This is a genomic window from Pseudomonas fluorescens group sp. (assembly GCF_020093335.1).
Lineage (GTDB): Bacteria > Pseudomonadota > Gammaproteobacteria > Pseudomonadales > Pseudomonadaceae > Aquipseudomonas > Aquipseudomonas petroselini.
Genome location: NZ_JAIOKW010000044.1, coordinates 1 through 15,117, shown reverse-complemented (window position 1 = coordinate 15,117; position 15,117 = coordinate 1). Strand labels below are relative to the sequence as shown.

Annotated in this window: 14 protein-coding genes and 1 pseudogene; 6 read left to right on the top strand and 9 right to left on the bottom strand. The window is 62.4% G+C overall.

Annotation, left to right across the window (positions count from 1 at the left end; translation table 11 throughout):
• Entirely contained in the window at nt 1–1,326 is a 1,326-nt protein-coding gene (gene gudD, locus K7431_RS27190) for a glucarate dehydratase (RefSeq protein WP_015885038.1), read from the top strand.
• A 110-nt stretch (nt 1,327–1,436) separates the two neighbouring features.
• Here gudD and K7431_RS27185 read toward each other — a convergent pair.
• Together K7431_RS27185 and K7431_RS27180 are read right to left on the bottom strand one after the other, a co-directional pair.
• Nucleotides 1,437–1,658: pseudogene (locus K7431_RS27185) on the bottom strand (helix-turn-helix domain-containing transcriptional regulator); the annotation flags it as partial.
• Between the two features lie 209 nt (nt 1,659–1,867).
• On the bottom strand, nt 1,868–2,794 hold the full coding sequence (locus K7431_RS27180; protein ID WP_043205684.1) for an ABC transporter substrate-binding protein: 927 nt from the start codon (nt 2,792–2,794) through the stop codon (nt 1,868–1,870).
• A 241-nt stretch (nt 2,795–3,035) separates the two neighbouring features.
• Between K7431_RS27180 and K7431_RS27175 the strand changes: the two genes are divergently transcribed.
• Nucleotides 3,036–4,277, top strand: coding sequence for an acyl-CoA dehydrogenase family protein (locus K7431_RS27175; RefSeq protein ID WP_015885041.1), 1,242 nt, complete (start codon nt 3,036–3,038; stop codon nt 4,275–4,277).
• A gap of 39 nt (nt 4,278–4,316) precedes the next feature.
• Here K7431_RS27175 and argE read toward each other — a convergent pair whose 3' ends face one another.
• From argE to K7431_RS27140, 7 genes are all read right to left on the bottom strand, one after another.
• Nucleotides 4,317–5,468: an acetylornithine deacetylase gene (gene argE / locus K7431_RS27170; RefSeq protein WP_015885042.1), complete on the bottom strand. Its 1,152-nt coding sequence runs from the start codon at nt 5,466–5,468 to the stop codon at nt 4,317–4,319.
• Nucleotides 5,465–6,139 (bottom strand): DUF1028 domain-containing protein, encoded by a 675-nt coding sequence (locus K7431_RS27165; protein WP_015885043.1) that lies wholly within the window; start codon nt 6,137–6,139, stop codon nt 5,465–5,467. The genes argE and K7431_RS27165 overlap by 4 nt, the downstream gene beginning before the upstream one ends.
• Nucleotides 6,140–6,148: 9 nt before the next feature.
• Nucleotides 6,149–6,880: a class II aldolase and adducin N-terminal domain-containing protein gene (locus K7431_RS27160; RefSeq protein WP_015885044.1), complete on the bottom strand. Its 732-nt coding sequence runs from the start codon at nt 6,878–6,880 to the stop codon at nt 6,149–6,151.
• A gap of 54 nt (nt 6,881–6,934) precedes the next feature.
• The gene (locus tag K7431_RS27155) at nt 6,935–7,765 is read right to left on the bottom strand and encodes an ABC transporter substrate-binding protein (protein ID WP_015885045.1); all 831 of its coding nucleotides are present in this window, start codon (nt 7,763–7,765) and stop codon (nt 6,935–6,937) included.
• Between the two features lie 40 nt (nt 7,766–7,805).
• Nucleotides 7,806–8,678 carry a phytanoyl-CoA dioxygenase family protein gene (locus K7431_RS27150; RefSeq protein WP_015885046.1) on the bottom strand — a complete coding sequence of 291 codons (873 nt, stop codon included), beginning with the start codon at nt 8,676–8,678 and terminating at the stop codon, nt 7,806–7,808.
• Between the two features lie 27 nt (nt 8,679–8,705).
• The gene (locus K7431_RS27145; protein ID WP_015885047.1) at nt 8,706–10,223 is read right to left on the bottom strand and encodes an amino acid ABC transporter permease/ATP-binding protein; all 1,518 of its coding nucleotides are present in this window, start codon (nt 10,221–10,223) and stop codon (nt 8,706–8,708) included.
• Nucleotides 10,224–10,412: 189 nt separating this feature from the next.
• Nucleotides 10,413–11,402, bottom strand: coding sequence for a LysR family transcriptional regulator (locus K7431_RS27140; RefSeq protein WP_015885048.1), 990 nt, complete (start codon nt 11,400–11,402; stop codon nt 10,413–10,415).
• 182 nt (nt 11,403–11,584) lie between these two features.
• On the opposite strand from K7431_RS27140, the gene K7431_RS27135 reads away from it, so the two are divergent.
• The 4 genes from K7431_RS27135 (at nt 11,585) to K7431_RS27120 (ending at nt 14,785) form a co-directional block, all read left to right on the top strand.
• A complete protein-coding gene (locus K7431_RS27135) occupies nt 11,585–12,007 on the top strand; it encodes a RidA family protein (protein WP_015885049.1) in 423 nt (140 codons plus the stop codon).
• A complete protein-coding gene (locus tag K7431_RS27130; RefSeq protein ID WP_015885050.1) occupies nt 12,004–12,984 on the top strand; it encodes an NAD(P)H-quinone oxidoreductase in 981 nt (326 codons plus the stop codon). Before K7431_RS27135 ends, K7431_RS27130 begins: the two co-directional genes overlap by 4 nt.
• A gap of 13 nt (nt 12,985–12,997) precedes the next feature.
• Entirely contained in the window at nt 12,998–13,438 is a 441-nt protein-coding gene (locus K7431_RS27125; RefSeq protein WP_015885051.1) for a type II 3-dehydroquinate dehydratase, read from the top strand.
• Nucleotides 13,439–13,531: 93 nt separating this feature from the next.
• Nucleotides 13,532–14,785 (top strand): flavin-containing monooxygenase, encoded by a 1,254-nt coding sequence (locus K7431_RS27120; protein WP_015885052.1) that lies wholly within the window; start codon nt 13,532–13,534, stop codon nt 14,783–14,785.
• Nucleotides 14,786–15,117 lie beyond the last annotated feature (332 nt).

Genomic DNA, 15,117 nt, shown 5'->3' with positions numbered 1-15,117 from the left:
ATGAATACTCCCGTCGTCACTCACTTCCAGGTCATCCCCGTCGCCGGCCACGACAGCATGCTGCTCAACCTCAGCGGCGCGCATGGTCCCTACTTCACGCGCAATATCGTCATCCTCAAGGACAGCAGCGGTAATACCGGCGTGGGTGAAGTCCCCGGCGGCGAGCGTATCCGCGAAACGCTCGAAGACGCCCGCAGCCTGGTGGTGGGCCAGCCGATCGGCCAGTACCAGCGTGTCCTCAACCAGATGCGCAGCACCTTTGCCTCACGGGATGCGGCCGGCCGCGGCCTGCAAACCTTCGACCTGCGCATCACCATCCACGCCGTCACCGCCGTGGAAGCCGCGCTGCTCGACCTGCTGGGTCAGTTCCTCGAAGTCCCCGTAGCCGCCTTGCTCGGTGAAGGGCAGCAGCGCGATGCGGTGAAAATGCTCGGCTACCTGTTCTATGTCGGCGACCGCAACGCGACCGACCTGGCCTACCGCAACGAAGCCGACAGCGACGATGAATGGTTCCGCCTGCGTCACGAAAAGGCCCTGACCAGCGACGCCGTGGTGCGCCTGGCCGAAGCCGCCCAAGCCAAGTACGGCTTCAATGACTTCAAGCTCAAGGGCGGCGTGCTCAGTGGCGATGCCGAAATCGAAGCCGTCACCGCCCTGGCCGAACGTTTCCCCGACGCACGCATCACCCTCGACCCGAATGGCGCCTGGTCATTGAAAGAAGCCATCCGCCTGTGCCGCGACCAGCACCACGTACTCGCCTACGCCGAAGACCCCTGCGGTGCAGAGAACGGCTACTCGGGCCGCGAGGTCATGGCCGAATTCCGCCGCGCCACCGGCCTCAAGACCGCCACCAATATGATTGCCACCGACTGGCGCGAAATGGGCCATGCGATCCAGTTGCAATCGGTGGACATCCCCCTCGCCGACCCACACTTCTGGACCCTGCAGGGCTCGGTACGCGTGGCGCAGATGTGCAACGACTGGGGCCTCACCTGGGGCTCGCACTCCAACAACCACTTTGATATTTCCCTGGCGATGTTCACCCAGGTCGCCGCCGCCGCCCCCGGCGACATCACCGCCATCGACACCCATTGGATCTGGCAGGACGGCCAACGCCTGACCAAGGCACCGCTGAAAATCGAAGGCGGCTACGTGAAAGTGCCGAGCAAGCCAGGCCTGGGTGTGGAGATCGACATGGACGCGGTGGCCAAGGCCCACGAGGTATACAAAGGCATGGGCCTCGGCGCGCGGGATGACAGCGTGGCGATGCAGTTCCTGATTCCGGGATGGCGCTTCAACAACAAGCAACCGTGCCTGGTGCGGTAATTCCCTAAGGGAACTTAGGTCAATGTGGGAGCTGTCGAGCGCCCACAGTTGACCTTGGTTATTTTGCCGATTGTGGTCGTTTGATGGGCTGTACGGTCAGCTCAACCCCTAACGCCTGCCGCCTCGGCAACGTTGTTCACGCCTTGCGCTTTGGCGACCTCGGCAAGCGCCTTCATGAGTACCTGCGGATCTTGGGCCATCATGCTTTGCGCAAGATACGCACTGATGGTTTCCGGGCTATCGAGGAAGCGCGACGCTTCATAAACGCTGGTACCGGACGTATCAAGATCGAGGATCGGCATGTCCTCGGGTTTGAATTTCGACTCGTTCATGTCATCTACCTATCAGGGCATCAAGAATCTCTTTTGCGCGCTTGATTCCTCGCTTTTGGTCGGTTTTATCCCCCCTCAAACCGTCGAGCCCTGTATCAAATTCAGGCGTCCTGCCAATCAAATCAGTCACAGAATCACTTGTAGCCTGATGGCTACGCCCTGTCGATGCCAGTGATTTTTTGTTTCCGATGAGCCCCGGAAGAAAAATCCTAGTTCAGCACCCGATCAAACAACGGCGCCACGTCATACCGCTGCTTCAGCATCTGGGCATCTACCAGGAAATCCGCCGTTGCCTGGGCCTCGCTGACAATCGTCGGCGAGATCGGGAGTACCTTGATCGCATCGCGCTTGAACCACACCTTGGCGATTTCCGGTGCCGACTGGTTGGCCTTGGACCAGGCTTCGGCGTACTCATCGATGTGCGTGTTGCTCCACTCCCGAGCGCGGGTAAGGCGGGCAATAAAGTCTTTGATGATCGCGCTTTTCTGCGCCAGGGCCGGCTCGTACGCCACGATGTAGGTGGGCGCGCTCATCAAGCCTTTGGCGTTGCGGATCAGGCTGCTGCCTTCTTTTTCCTGCAACGACACGTAGGGTTCCCAGGTGCCGAAGGCGTCGATGTCGCCTTGGGTCAACGCCAGGCTCGCCTCCGCCGGCAGCAGGTACTTGAAGTGGACGCTGCTGCGCGGCACACCGGCCTCATCCAACGCCTTGTACGCCAACTGTTGGCTCCACGAACCGTTCCAGATGGCGACGGTCTTGCCCTTGAGGTCGGCCACTGAATGAATGCCCTTGCGCGCCACAATGCCGACGCCGTCGAGGCTGGTCTGGGTACTGGCGACCACCTTCACCGGCGCGCCATTCGCGGCCAGGCTGATCACCGGGGTATCGCCGACGATGCCCACGTCCAGCGCACCGCTGGCCACTGCCGAGGCCACGGGGGAGCCGGTGTTGAAACGCTTGAAATCGATGGTGTACGGCAGGTCTTTCAGCTCCCCGGACAGCTCCAGCACGATGCGGTTGGAGAAGAACTGGTCGCCCACCGTCAGGGTCAGCGGCTCCGCTGCCCAGGCGGAAGGGCCCTGCAGGGTCAGGGAAGCAAGGCCCAGCAAAGAAAGCAGTGTTCGGCGGTTGATCATAAAAATTCCCACACGGTTAGATGGCTGTTTCAACCATCTGTGGGCATGCAGTCTGGTCGTTCAGCGTAGAAGCTATCGCAATAAGAGGGCGAGGTTTAATACTGTTGCGCACTATCGATAGAACCGTCGTACAGGTCGCTAGCTGCTTTTCGTATTAAAAACTTGGCCGCCCCTGAGTTAGGGTGACGTCACCAGACCACTGGACCCCAGCACCTGAACCACTTTCTGCAAGGTCCATTGCATGCCGACTCCCGCTTTGAATATCTGGGGCACGCCGCCCACTGCCCGCTACGAACACCTGGCCGCGCCGTTTCGGCCGCTGTTTGCGCACATCCTCGCTCAGGCCGCCGAGGCGGATCAGACGCGCGCCAGCCTCGCCACGGTGATCCAGCAACTGAACGCCCTGGGCTTACCGCGCTGGCGCCTGCCGGCCAGCTATGGCGGCCAGGACGCCACGCTGGTCGAGCTGCTCACGTTGCTCACCGAGTTATCCGCCGCTGATTCCAACATCACTCAGGCCCTGCGTGGCCACTTTGGTTTTTGCGAAGACGTGCTCAGCGCCAAGGACCGCGACTGGCGCGCCAAATGGCTGGACCGGCTCGGCCAGGGCGCCCTGCTGTCGCCGGGCAGCACCGAAGTCGGCAGCCAGGCCCGTGGCGATTTCGACACCCGCCTGCACCGTGACCACGCCGGTGCGCTGCGTATCAGCGGCAAAAAGTTCTACACCACCGGCGCGCTCTACAGCGACCTGATCAACACCATCGCCACTGGCGAAGACGGCACGGTCTACAGCGTGGTCGTCGACCTCAAGGCCCCCGGCGTGCAGATCATCGATGACTGGAACGGCTTCGGCCAACGCCTCACCGCCAGCGGCACCTGCGTGTTCGATAACGCACCGGTGGTGGACAACGATGTGCGCCTCACCCACCAGCGCTTTGGCCATGGGCAATCATTCTTCCAGCTCTACCACCTCAGCACCCTCGCCGGCATCGCTCGGCGTGCCGCGCTCAGTGGTGCCGAAGAACTCAGCAAACGCGCCCGCACCTTCACCACCGGCAACGCCGACACCGCAGGCCACGACGTGCAGCTGCTGCAAGTGATCGGCGAAGTCGCCAGCCAAGCCTATGCCGCGCAAGCCATCACCCAACAAGCGGCGCAACGCCTGGAACACACCGCGCAGTATGTGATTGCCCACGACCAACCGCTGCAGGATGACGACCCCCAGGTGGCCTTGGCGGAGCTGGAAGTGTGCCTGGCGGTCAACCCGGTGGTCGACGCAACGCTTGCGGCAACCACGGCGCTGTTCGATGCACTGGGTGCCAGTGCCACCGCCAGCGACAAAGCGCTGGACCGGCTGTGGCGCAATGCGCGCACCCTGGCGAACCACAACCCGCGCGTGTACAAGTCGCGGATTGTGGGGAATTACCTGGTGAACGGGATTTTGCCGCCGGCGCAGTGGCGGGTGGGTGTGGCAAAAACCTGACGGCTGAATGACACACCACAATGCTGATCGGCGCATGACTTACCGGCTCACAAACGCCACCACCCGCGCCAACATCCGGTCACACGCCTGCAGCTGTTCCATGCTGATGAACTCATCCGGTTTGTGCCCCTGCTCCATACTGCCGGGGCCGCACACCACCGTGGGAATGCCGGCCTCGTCGAACAGACCGCCTTCCGTACCAAAGGCCACCGTGCCAAATTCCCGCGAGCCGCAGAACTGCGCAACCCACTCGGCCGCCTGGCTTTCCAGCGACGTGGCCAGGCCCGGGTAACTCGACAGTTCGCTGATGCTGATCGCCGATTGCCCGCTCACCGCCCGCATCGCCGGCAACAACGTGTGTTCAGCGTAACCCTGTAACTGCTGCACCACCTGCCAGGGATCCTGGGCCGGCAGCGAGCGCACTTCAAAGTCGAACATGCATTCCTGCGGGACGATATTCAGCGCCTTGCCGCCGTTGATCAGGCCGGTCTGCACCGTGGAAAATGCCGGATCAAATCGCGCATCCAGATGCTCGGGTGCCTTGAGCGTTTCGCCCAGACGCACCAGTTCGCTGATCAAGCGCGCGGCGTATTCGATGGCATTTACGCCCGACGGCGCATACGCCGAGTGGCACGCCGCGCCATGCACATGACAACGCATCGCCAGCTTGCCTTTATGGCCCAGCACCGGCTTGAGTTCGGTGGGTTCGCCGATCACACACAACAGCGGCTTGACCGCTTGCCCATGAAACCGCTCGATCAGCGAACGTACGCCCAGGCAGCCGACTTCCTCATCGTAAGACAGCGCGATATGCACCGGCATGCGCAAAGGCGCCTTTACCAGGGCCGGCACGCACGCCAGCACACAGGCGATATAGCCCTTCATGTCCGCCGTGCCACGGCCATGCAGCTTGCCGTCCTTCTCCGTCAGTTCAAACGGCGCCACGCTCCAGCGTTGACCGTCCACCGGCACCACGTCGGTATGCCCGGACAACACAATGCCGGGCACATCCGCCGGGCCTAGGGTCGCCAACAGGTTGGCCTTGCTCTTGTGTTCGTTGTACACCAGCTCACAGGCCACGCCGTGGTCCTGCAGGTACGTGCGCACGAAGTCGATCAAGGCCAGGTTGGACTCGCGGCTGGTGGTGTCGAAGCGCACCAACTGCGCCAGCAGGTCGCGGCTCGTGTTCATCGGTCATCTCCCGGCACAGCGTAGCCCGGTGCGATCTGTGGGTTGATGGCGCGGTCGATGTAGTCCTGCAATTGCCCGCGATAGGCCTGCCAGAGCTGATCAAGCGCGCTGATGGGGTCGGCGTCGGCCCAGTCTACGCGCAGGTTGACGACCGGCCACAACAGGTCATCGACGATGACCAGCGCCGCCGAATGCACCGGCCCGGCTTCGCCACCGCCGGCCACGCCGGCATGCATCGCGGCCAGCAGGCGGTCAGCGAAGTGCCCCGAGGCCGTTTCAAACGCCGCCACCATGGCATTGATCACGCCGGGGTTGGCCAACATGTTCCCGGCCGCCACGCATTGCTCACCACTCACCGCGTTGTGAATACCCAGGGTCTGCGCACCACTGAAATGCGCGGTGCGGCCCTGGCTATCAATTACCGTCACCTGACGGTATTGGCTGTGATCCTGCTCGATCAGGGTGGCCAGCGCCTCACTCGGCGTCAGGCCCTGCTCCAGCACGTCCAGCACCTGCGGCCCCAGGCTCGGCAAGGTGATGTTCTGCGACGCCACCGCGCCCACGCCAGGCCGTAGCCATGGGCAACGCGCGCCCACCGCTATGCTCGATGAGCTGATGGCGATACCCAACTGGCCCGTCTCGGCGCAGCGGGCGACAACGGAAAATGTCATGGGGTTTCCTCAGTCGAGCACTGAAGGGTCAGCGTCGATCATCAACTGCTTCATTTCTTCAAAATGCTGGCGGGAAAAATCGGCAATGCCTTCCCAACCCCGCGCGGTTTTCTCCGCCACGTCATCGGACAACACCCGCAACGGCTGCCCGGTCGACCAGGCCGTCACAAGAATCTGGCAGGCGCGTTCGAGGGTCCAGATATCGTCAAATGCCTCGCCGATGGACCCCGCCGTCACCATCACGCCGTGGTTGCCCATCAGCAGGCGACTCTTGCCGTCGAGCAGCCCGGCCAGGCGCGCGCCTTCAGCCTCGGTGTCAGCCATGCCGCCGTACAACTCGTCCACCGCCACGCGGTTGAAATACCGCGCGGTGTTCTGGTCAATCGGCGGGATGTGCGGCGTCGCCAGGCACGCCACCGCCGTGGTGTAAACCGGGTGCAAGTGCAGGACCGCACGGGTGTGCGGCAGCAGCCGGTGAATCTGCCCGTGGATCGACCAGGCGGTGGCGTCCACGTTGGGGTGATCGGCACAGGACGTGTCGTCCGCGTTCAGCAGCAACAGGTCACTGGCGCGGATACGCGAGAAGTGCTTCCACTTCGGGTTGAGCAAAAACTGCTTACCGTCGGCCGACACAGCGGCGCTGAAGTGGTTGGCCACCGCTTCATGCATGCCCAGGTGCGCAATGATGCGAAAGGTCGCCGCCAGGTCGATGCGCGTCTGTTCTTCGTGGGATAACGCCATGAATCGATCTCCGCAGGGCGCGGCCGCACGCGAATGCGGCACGCGCTTGTAGGTTTACTTCGGCATCAGTGCTGCGATGTCCGCATCGGTAGGTGCTTCGAAGTTGTACTTCTTGAGCAAGGCGGCGTACTCCGGCGTGGCGCGGTATTTTTCCAGGCCATCGAGCAAGGCCTTCTTCACCGTGTCATTGCCCTTCTTCACGCCGAAGCCGTTGAGCACCGGGTAGATCAGCGTGTCGGACGAGATCACCACGCGGTTGCCGAGTTTGTCGATCACGCCCCGGGCCACGGCGGCGTCGGTGATCTGCGCTTCAACCGCGTGGGCCAACAGGGCCTGGGTGGTTTGCGGGTCGGTGCTGTATTCGCTGATCTGGATCGGCTTCAAGCCCTTGGCCACGCAGTACTCCGCCGACAGCTTGTTCATCTGCGCCAGCCACGAGGTGGCGCCCATGGAGCCGATCTTGTGGCCGCAGAACTCTTCCGGGGTCTTGGGCTGGAAGGTGCTGTCCTTGAGGGTCAGGATCGACTCGCCGCTTTTCAGATAAGGGATCATGTCGATGACCTTGACCCGCTCGGCGGTGATGTACATCGACGAGTTGGTCACATCGAAACGCCCGGCCTGCAGGCCGGTGATCAGGTTGGGGAAGCGTGTGTCGAGGGTCTCGACCTTGCGGCCCATGACCTTGCCCAGGCCGTCCATGAACTCGATATCAAAGCCTGCGGGCTTGTTGTTATCCATATACTCATAGGGGAAGAACGTCACATCGGACCCGGCGATGATCTTGCCATCCTGCTGGAACGCCGAAGCCGCCAACGAAGTCATTGCAACCGCTGCGCCCAGCAGGCACACGGCAAGGGGACGAACACTTTTACGAAACGCTGTCATGGTGATTACCTGCGAGGGGTTTGGGTAGCAAGGAATTGGGTTAGGCAGTGGCTGAATCTTGTCCTGCCTGTTGCACGAAGAACGAGGCGCCACGGGGCTTCTGCGGCAAGCGCATGTGGTTGTCGGTGGAGCGCACCAAGCCGCTTTCTTCACCGGCCACCAGCAGGCCGGCATGTGTGCTGGGCAACGGGTTTTCGCCGAATGGCAGCGCGTCTTCAGCGGCGTACACGCTGATGAAGAGGGTGCGCGGCAGTTCGGTCTCGTTGGGGCTGGAAGCATGCAGAAGACGGGTGTGCATGAAGCACACGGAGCCGGCCGGGCCATAGCAGGCCACCGGTTGCTGGCAGTGCTCCTCAACCACCGCATCGTCCACCGCACCGGTGAAGCGCTGGTGCTGCCAGTGCGACCACAGCGGGCCTTTGTGACTGCCGGGGATCACGTTCAAAGGGCCGTTTTCCGGTGTGACTTCGCTGACCATCAGCAAGGCGGTAACGATGTCATCGTTGCTGTGGGGCGTGAACAGGAAGTCCTGATGCCATTTCACCTGGGTCGCGGTATGGGGCAGTTTGGAGTTGATCTTGCTGTGGTGAAAACGCGTGCCCTGGGCGCCGATCAACTGCGCGGAAATCGCTGCCATCCGTGAGTGCAACGCCACGCGTTCATACGCCGGGGAAATCTCGGTGGGCGAACTGACCCGGCGCAGCGATGGGTGATCGGCGCGGTGATCACCCTCCAGGTCAAAGCGCTCGCGGCCATCCACGGTGGCGCCCCAACCCCGGTCATGGCTGCGGCTTTCTTCTACCCACTGGTCGAAGTCGTGCTGCAGCGCGGCCACTTCGTCCACCGACAGCACGCCTTCTACCACCAGGAATCCGTCACGCTGGAATTGTTCGATTTGCGATTGCTCAATCATTTTAGTGTGTCCTGAACGTTAAAGAGATCACGCCAGCGAGACGTCCTTGAGGAACGCCTCCACGCGTGGATTGTGGCCGCTGCGCAGGGCGCCCGGCGTGTCCTCGCAGACCACGCGGCCCTTCTCCATGAACACGATGCGGTCAGAAACCTTGAAGGCGAAGTTCATCTCGTGGGTGACGATCACCATGGTGATGCCCTCCTCGGCCAGGGCCTCGATCACCTGCAGCACTTCGTTGACTTTCTCCGGGTCCAGGGCCGAGGTGGGCTCGTCGAACAGCATGATCTGCGGGCGCATCATCAGGGCCCGGGCGATGGCCACACGTTGCTGTTGGCCGCCGGACAGCTGGTGCGGGTACTTCCATGCGTGGTCGAGCATGCCGACCTTGTGCAGCAGCGCGTAAGCCTGTTGCTTGAGGTCGGAGGTCGCTCCCAGGCGATGGTATTTCGGCGCCATCAGCAGGTTGTCGAGCACGCTCAAATGCGGGAACAGGTTGAAGCTCTGGAACACCATGCCGATGTTCAGGCGATGTTCGGCGTGCTCGATGTACTGGGGTTTCTGCGCGCCGACTTTATTCAAGTGAATGAACGGCTGGCCGTTGATCCGGATCTCGCCGTTGTCCAATTGCTCAAGGCCATTGAGCAGGCGGATCAGCGTGGTCTTGCCCGAGCCCGACGGGCCGATCACCGACACCACTTCACCGGGTTGGATCTGCAGGTTGACCGAGCCCAGCACCTCGATGTCGTTGTAGGCCTTGTGCAGCCGTGCGGCTTGCAGCGCGGGCTCGCCGTTGGTGGCCGGGCGCGCCAAGGCCGTGCGCCGTTGGGTCGCGAGGGCCAGTACCGCCGCGTCGGGAACGCGGGAAACGTTGCGCTGGTTGACGTCGAGAAAGCGCTCCAGGCGCTTGAGCAGGAAGTCGAACACCGTGACGATAAACACGTAGAAGAACGCCACCGCCGCCATGGTTTCGATCACCAGGAAGTTCTGCGAATACAGGCGCTGGCCGACCATCAGGATCTCGGTCAGGGAGATCACCGACACCAGCGAGGTGAGCTTGACGATGGAAATGTATTCGTTGGCCAGTGACGGCAACGCCACCCGCAGCGCCTGGGGAATCACCACGCGCCATTGAGTGCCGAAGAACTTCAGGCCCAGCGCACGCGCCGCCTCACCCTGCCCCTTGGGAATCGAGAGCAGCCCACCGCGATGGATCTCGGCCACGTAGGCAGTCTCGCAGATGACCAGGGCCAGCAGGCCGGACCAGAACGGGTCGGCCAGCACCGCCGACGTGCCGGGCAGCGCCTGGGGCAGGTTGTAGATAAAGATCAGCAGCACCAGCAGTGGCAGGCTGCGGAACAGCCAGATGTAGCCACGGGCCGGCACGCTGAGCAGGCCATGCTTGGATTGCTTGGCCAGCGCCAACAGAAAACCCAGGCCAATACTCAGGACCCAGGTCAGGGTACTGAGCTTGATCACCGTCCACGTCGCGCGCCAGAACTCGGCATCGGCCAGCAAACCAAACATGTAATTCCAGTCGAATGTCATCGTCGCCGTGCCCTGAGAAGTTGATCTACATCGATGGGTTCAGAGTCGTGGGGGGAGGCACTTGGGGTCAATTCGTAAAAGCCGGGGCACTGGGTAGGCAGAACCTATGCAGCTCAAAAGGGTGCACGCCGGAATTCACGGCGCGTCGGGCGCCGCATTTCGGTGCAAAACCGGGTTACCGCGTGATCGTTAACGACCTTCGCGAACAAGCTCGCTCCTGCAATCGCGCACCGCATGCGGGTCAAAAAAGCTCGGCGGTGCCATGCCGGGGATGTATTGGTCAGACACAAACATGCGGCACCGCTCGGCAAACGCCGACACCACGCGCGACAACTGGGTATTGCTGGCCGTGGCGTAGCCCAGGCGCATCGGCCGGTGCGCGCCCGCCAGGCGCAGGCGAATCACGCGTTTGCCGTCCTGGGACATGTTCGATTTGGGCCGCGCATTCGCGAAGGAATAGCCGATCCCATTACCCACCATGGCGCGCACCGTTTCGAGGTTGGTAGAGCGCATGATGATGTTCGGCGTAGTGCCCGACTGGATGAACAGACTGAGAAAATAGTCACGGCTCCACGGCGTGTCGAGCAGCACCACCGGGTAGGCCTCAAGGTCTTGCATGCTCACCGCCGGCAAGCTCGCCAATGGGTGGTATTCGCCGACCATGACATAGGGTGGCAACTGCGCCAGGGGTTGGAAGTCGATGTCCGGGCTGGTCACCAGGTCGTAGGTCAGGGCGATGTCCAGCTCACCGCTGCGCAATTTTTCCAGCAACTCCTCGTGGTTGCCTTCGGCTTGCGTCAGCCGCACGCCGGGAAACGCACGGCCGAAACCGAACACCAGCTCAGGCGTGATCATCGGCGCCAGCGACTCCAGGCACCCCACGCGCAACGGCCCGCGCACGGTGTTCAATGACTCCGACGCAATGGTGTAGAGGTTGGTCATCTGTTCCAGGATCAGCTTGGCCTCCTGCATCACCAGGCGCCCTACCGCCGTGAGGGAAATGCCTTGGGCGTGGTGGCGGATAAACAGCTGGATACCCAGCTCTGCCTCCATATGCGTGATCGCTGCCGAGATCGACGGCGACGACACGTGGATGCGCTCGGCGGCCGCACTGATGCTGCCCGCCTCTCCTGACGCAACGAAATACTCCAGTTGACGCTGAGTAATACGACTGAGCATTACGCCTGCCCCTCAACAATGACTGTGTGGGTCACGTTGCAGGGTTCGTGCCGGGTCAGGCGCCAACCGATGACCTGCACGGGCTTCGGTTTTTCCTAAGCACTACCCCGCGCAAATGCTGGTTTCGCCGGAACCGGGGCGGTGTGAAGCTGGACTCATCCCGCTTTCCACGAGTTACCGTCATGCCTACCCACACCCGTATCCGCATGTTCAACACCCAGCAGACCTACCCCAACCAGGCGCTGGACAACGACCTGTGCCAGGCCGTGCGCGCCGGCAACACCATTTACGTTCGCGGTCAGATCGGCACTGACTTCGACGGCAACCTGGTCGGCCTTGGCGACCCGCGTGCCCAGGCTGAGCAGGCGATGAAAAACGTCAAGCAACTGCTTGAAGAGGCGGGCTCGGACCTGTCGCATATCGTCAAGACCACCACCTACTTGATCGACCCCCGCTACCGCGAGCCGGTGTACCAGGAGGTGGGCAAATGGCTCAAGGGCGTGTTCCCCATCTCAACCGGGCTGGTGATCTCCGGCCTGGGGCAACCGGAATGGTTGATGGAGATCGATGTGATCGCCGTGGTACCGGACGACTGGACCGTATGAAAGCGGTGATCGCCTGCGAGCCTGGCGGCCCAGAAGTGCTGCAGGTGGTAGAGCGCCCCGTCCCGGAATTACACGCCGGTGAAGTGCTGATTCGTGTAACGGCGGCCGGGGTCAATCGCCCGGACCTGATGCAACGCAACGGCTCGCCCATCCCCTCAGGGGTCACCGATGTGCTGGGCCTGGAAGCAGCGGGCATTGTCGTCGTGGTAGGCACGGGTGTGGATGAGTTCGCCATCGGCGATCGCGTGATGGCCTTGCTCAGTGGCGGCGGCTACGCCGAGTACTGCGTGGCACAGGCGGCGCATTGCTTGCCGGTGCCTGCGGGCTTGTCACTGCACGATGCCGCGGGGGTGCCGGAAGCGGCGTTTGCCGTGTGGCATAACCTGTTTGAACTGGGCCGTTTGCGCAGTGGCGACACGGCGCTGATCCACGGCGCCGCGAGTGGTGTCGGCAGCTTTGCCGTGCAGTGTGCGCACGCCGCCGGTGCGCGGGTGATTGCCACCGCAGGCGGCCCGCAGAAAGTCGCGATGCTGCAAGCGCTCGGCGTGTGGCGTGCGGTCGATCGCCATGCTGAAGACTTCGTCGACGCAGTGAACGACTGCACCGAAGGCCGCGGCGTCGACGTGGTGTTGGATAACGTCGGCGGTCCTTACGTGGCGCGCAACCTCGCCGCCATGGCCATGGGCGGTCGGCACGTGAGCCTGTCGTTCCTGCAAGGCGCGCGCATCGAGTTGGACTTGCAAGTGCTGATGCGCAAAAACCTCAGCCTCACCTCCTCCACCCTGCGCCCCAAAAGCCATGCCGAAAAAGCCCGCCTGGCCGTGTGCATCCGTTCGCGTTTGCTGCCCTGGCTGGCCTCCGGTTTGGTACGCCCGCAGGTCCACGCCCAGTTGCCACTGGCTCAGGCCGCCGACGCGCACCGCCTGCTGGAAGCCAATGCCAATATCGGCAAAGTCGTGCTGACCGTCGCCGAATAACCTGGAGCCCTTCATGACCCACCGCGTGTTTTTCCTCAACGGGCCCAACGCCAACCTCTACGGGCTGGACAAAAACGGCACCTACGGCAGCGAAAGTTTCGCCAGCATCGAAGCCCGTTGCCAACGCCATGCCGCCACGCTGGGCCTGACCCTGGACTTTCGCCAGAGCAACCACGAAGGCGTGTTGGTGGACTGGATCCAGGAAGCACGCCTGAACGCCGACGCCATCGTGATCAATGCGGCCGGGCTGAGCTACAGCAGCGTGCCGATACTCGACGCGCTGCTGGCGTTCGACGGCCCGATCATCGAAGCGCACATGAGCAATATCTGGAAGCGCGAGAGCTTCCGGCATCACTCCTACGTGTCCAAAGCCGCCACCGGCGTGATCGCTGGGCTAGGCGCGCTGGGCTATGAACTGGCACTGACTGCCCTAGCTGCGTTGCTGACATCTTGAAACCACAACACTTCAAGTGTGGGAGCTGGCTTGCCGGCGCCTTCGGTTGAAATCGGTGTTGCAGACAAACCCCTTACTTTCCAGGAACCGCCCATGTCAGTAGAAACCATCAACACCTTGGTCGTCGGCGCAGGCCAGGCTGGCGTCGCCATGAGCGAACACCTGTCCCTGATGGGCGTGCCCCACATCGTGCTGGAGCGCCACCGCATCGCCGAACGCTGGCGCTCGGAACGCTGGGACTCCCTCGTCGCCAACGGCCCGGCCTGGCACGACCGCTTCCCCGGTCTCACATTCGAAGGTATTTCACCCGAGGCCTTCCCCCCCAAAGAGCGCATGGCGGATTACTTTGAAGCCTATGTGCACCAATTGCAGGCCCCGGTACGCACGGGTGTGGAAGTACAGTCGGTGGAGCGCCATGTTGGTCGACCCGGCTTCAAGGTCACCACCTCGGCCGGCGTGATCGAAGCCACCAACGTCGTTGCCGCCACCGGCCCGTTCCAGCGCCCGTCCATCCCGAATATCGTCCCCGCCAGCGCGCCAATTCATCAACTGCATTCCTCTGCCTACAAGAACCCCGGCCAACTGCCCGAAGGCGCCGTACTGGTGGTCGGCGCCGGCGCCTCCGGCTCGCAGATCGCCGAAGAACTGCAAAAGGCCGGCAAGACCGTGTACCTCTCGGTCGGCGAGCACTACCGTCCGCCCCGCGCCTACCGCAGCCGCGACTACTGCTGGTGGTTGGGTGCGCTGGGCCTGTGGGACGAAGTCAAAATCCAGCCGAAGAAAAAGCACGTGGCATTTGCGGTGAGTGGTTATGAAGGTGGCAAGACCGTAGACTTCCGCCGACTCGCGCACCAAGGGATTCAGTTGGTGGGCGTCACCCAGAATTGGCAGGACGGTGTCATGACCTTCCAACCGGGCTTGGCCGAGAACGTGGCCGAAGGCGACCGCGCTTACTTTGATGTACTGCGCGATGCGGATGCCTACATCGAGGCGAACGGATTGCCGTTTCCCCTGGAGCCGCAAGCCTGGGAATTATTGCCTGACCCGGAGTGCCTGGTGAATCCGATCCTCAGCCTGGATCTGGCTGAGGCCGGCGTGACCACCCTCCTGTGGGCCACCGGTTTCAGATTCGATTTCAGCTGGTTGAAAGTGGATGCGTTTGACGAGAAAGGCGAGCCGTTCCACAAGCGCGGAATTTCGGCGGAAAGCGGCATCTACTTTTTGGGGCTGCCGAACCTGGTCAACCGCGCGTCATCGTTTATCTACGGGGTGTGGCACGATGCAAAATACGTCGCGGACCATATCGTGCTGCAGAACGAGTACAAGGCCTATAAAAAGCCTGAGTAAGAAGGGACATTCTTTTCGCGACCACAACGCCCACAAACAACGCCGCTCCCCTGTGGGGGGGTGTCGAGCCTTGGCGAGGCATAAGCCTCATCGATCAGATGCTCTTGTCTGTGCTTGATGGTGGCTCTGCGCAGGGCGCCCTCGGGCGCGCCGGCTTTGTGTGTTTCCCCGGTCTACTCACCTGCGTACAGCCGCAACGCTCTCGTTTAGTAGCGAAAAGGTGTTGGCCCTAAAACAGGCACAACACACCTGTTCAACGTCACGCCTAATCCACCCTGTGGCTGGATAACTATTTCAAACCGCGGCCATCCGTCGCATCCCCCTTCCCCGCC

Bases quoted from the DNA above. Each gene is read 5' to 3' on its own strand.
- gudD (WP_015885038.1), top strand. From the start codon at position 1: ATGAATACTCCCGTCGTCACTCACTTCCAGGTCATCCCCGTCGCCGGC.
- K7431_RS27180 (WP_043205684.1), bottom strand. From the start codon at position 2,794: ATGATCAACCGCCGAACACTGCTTTCTTTGCTGGGCCTTGCTTCCCTG.
- K7431_RS27175 (WP_015885041.1), top strand. From the start codon at position 3,036: ATGCCGACTCCCGCTTTGAATATCTGGGGCACGCCGCCCACTGCCCGC.
- argE (WP_015885042.1), bottom strand. From the start codon at position 5,468: ATGAACACGAGCCGCGACCTGCTGGCGCAGTTGGTGCGCTTCGACACC.
- K7431_RS27165 (WP_015885043.1), bottom strand. From the start codon at position 6,139: ATGACATTTTCCGTTGTCGCCCGCTGCGCCGAGACGGGCCAGTTGGGT.
- K7431_RS27160 (WP_015885044.1), bottom strand. From the start codon at position 6,880: ATGGCGTTATCCCACGAAGAACAGACGCGCATCGACCTGGCGGCGACC.
- K7431_RS27155 (WP_015885045.1), bottom strand. From the start codon at position 7,765: ATGACAGCGTTTCGTAAAAGTGTTCGTCCCCTTGCCGTGTGCCTGCTG.
- K7431_RS27150 (WP_015885046.1), bottom strand. From the start codon at position 8,678: ATGATTGAGCAATCGCAAATCGAACAATTCCAGCGTGACGGATTCCTG.
- K7431_RS27145 (WP_015885047.1), bottom strand. From the start codon at position 10,223: ATGACATTCGACTGGAATTACATGTTTGGTTTGCTGGCCGATGCCGAG.
- K7431_RS27140 (WP_015885048.1), bottom strand. From the start codon at position 11,402: ATGCTCAGTCGTATTACTCAGCGTCAACTGGAGTATTTCGTTGCGTCA.
- K7431_RS27135 (WP_015885049.1), top strand. From the start codon at position 11,585: ATGCCTACCCACACCCGTATCCGCATGTTCAACACCCAGCAGACCTAC.
- K7431_RS27130 (WP_015885050.1), top strand. From the start codon at position 12,004: ATGAAAGCGGTGATCGCCTGCGAGCCTGGCGGCCCAGAAGTGCTGCAG.
- K7431_RS27125 (WP_015885051.1), top strand. From the start codon at position 12,998: ATGACCCACCGCGTGTTTTTCCTCAACGGGCCCAACGCCAACCTCTAC.
- K7431_RS27120 (WP_015885052.1), top strand. From the start codon at position 13,532: ATGTCAGTAGAAACCATCAACACCTTGGTCGTCGGCGCAGGCCAGGCT.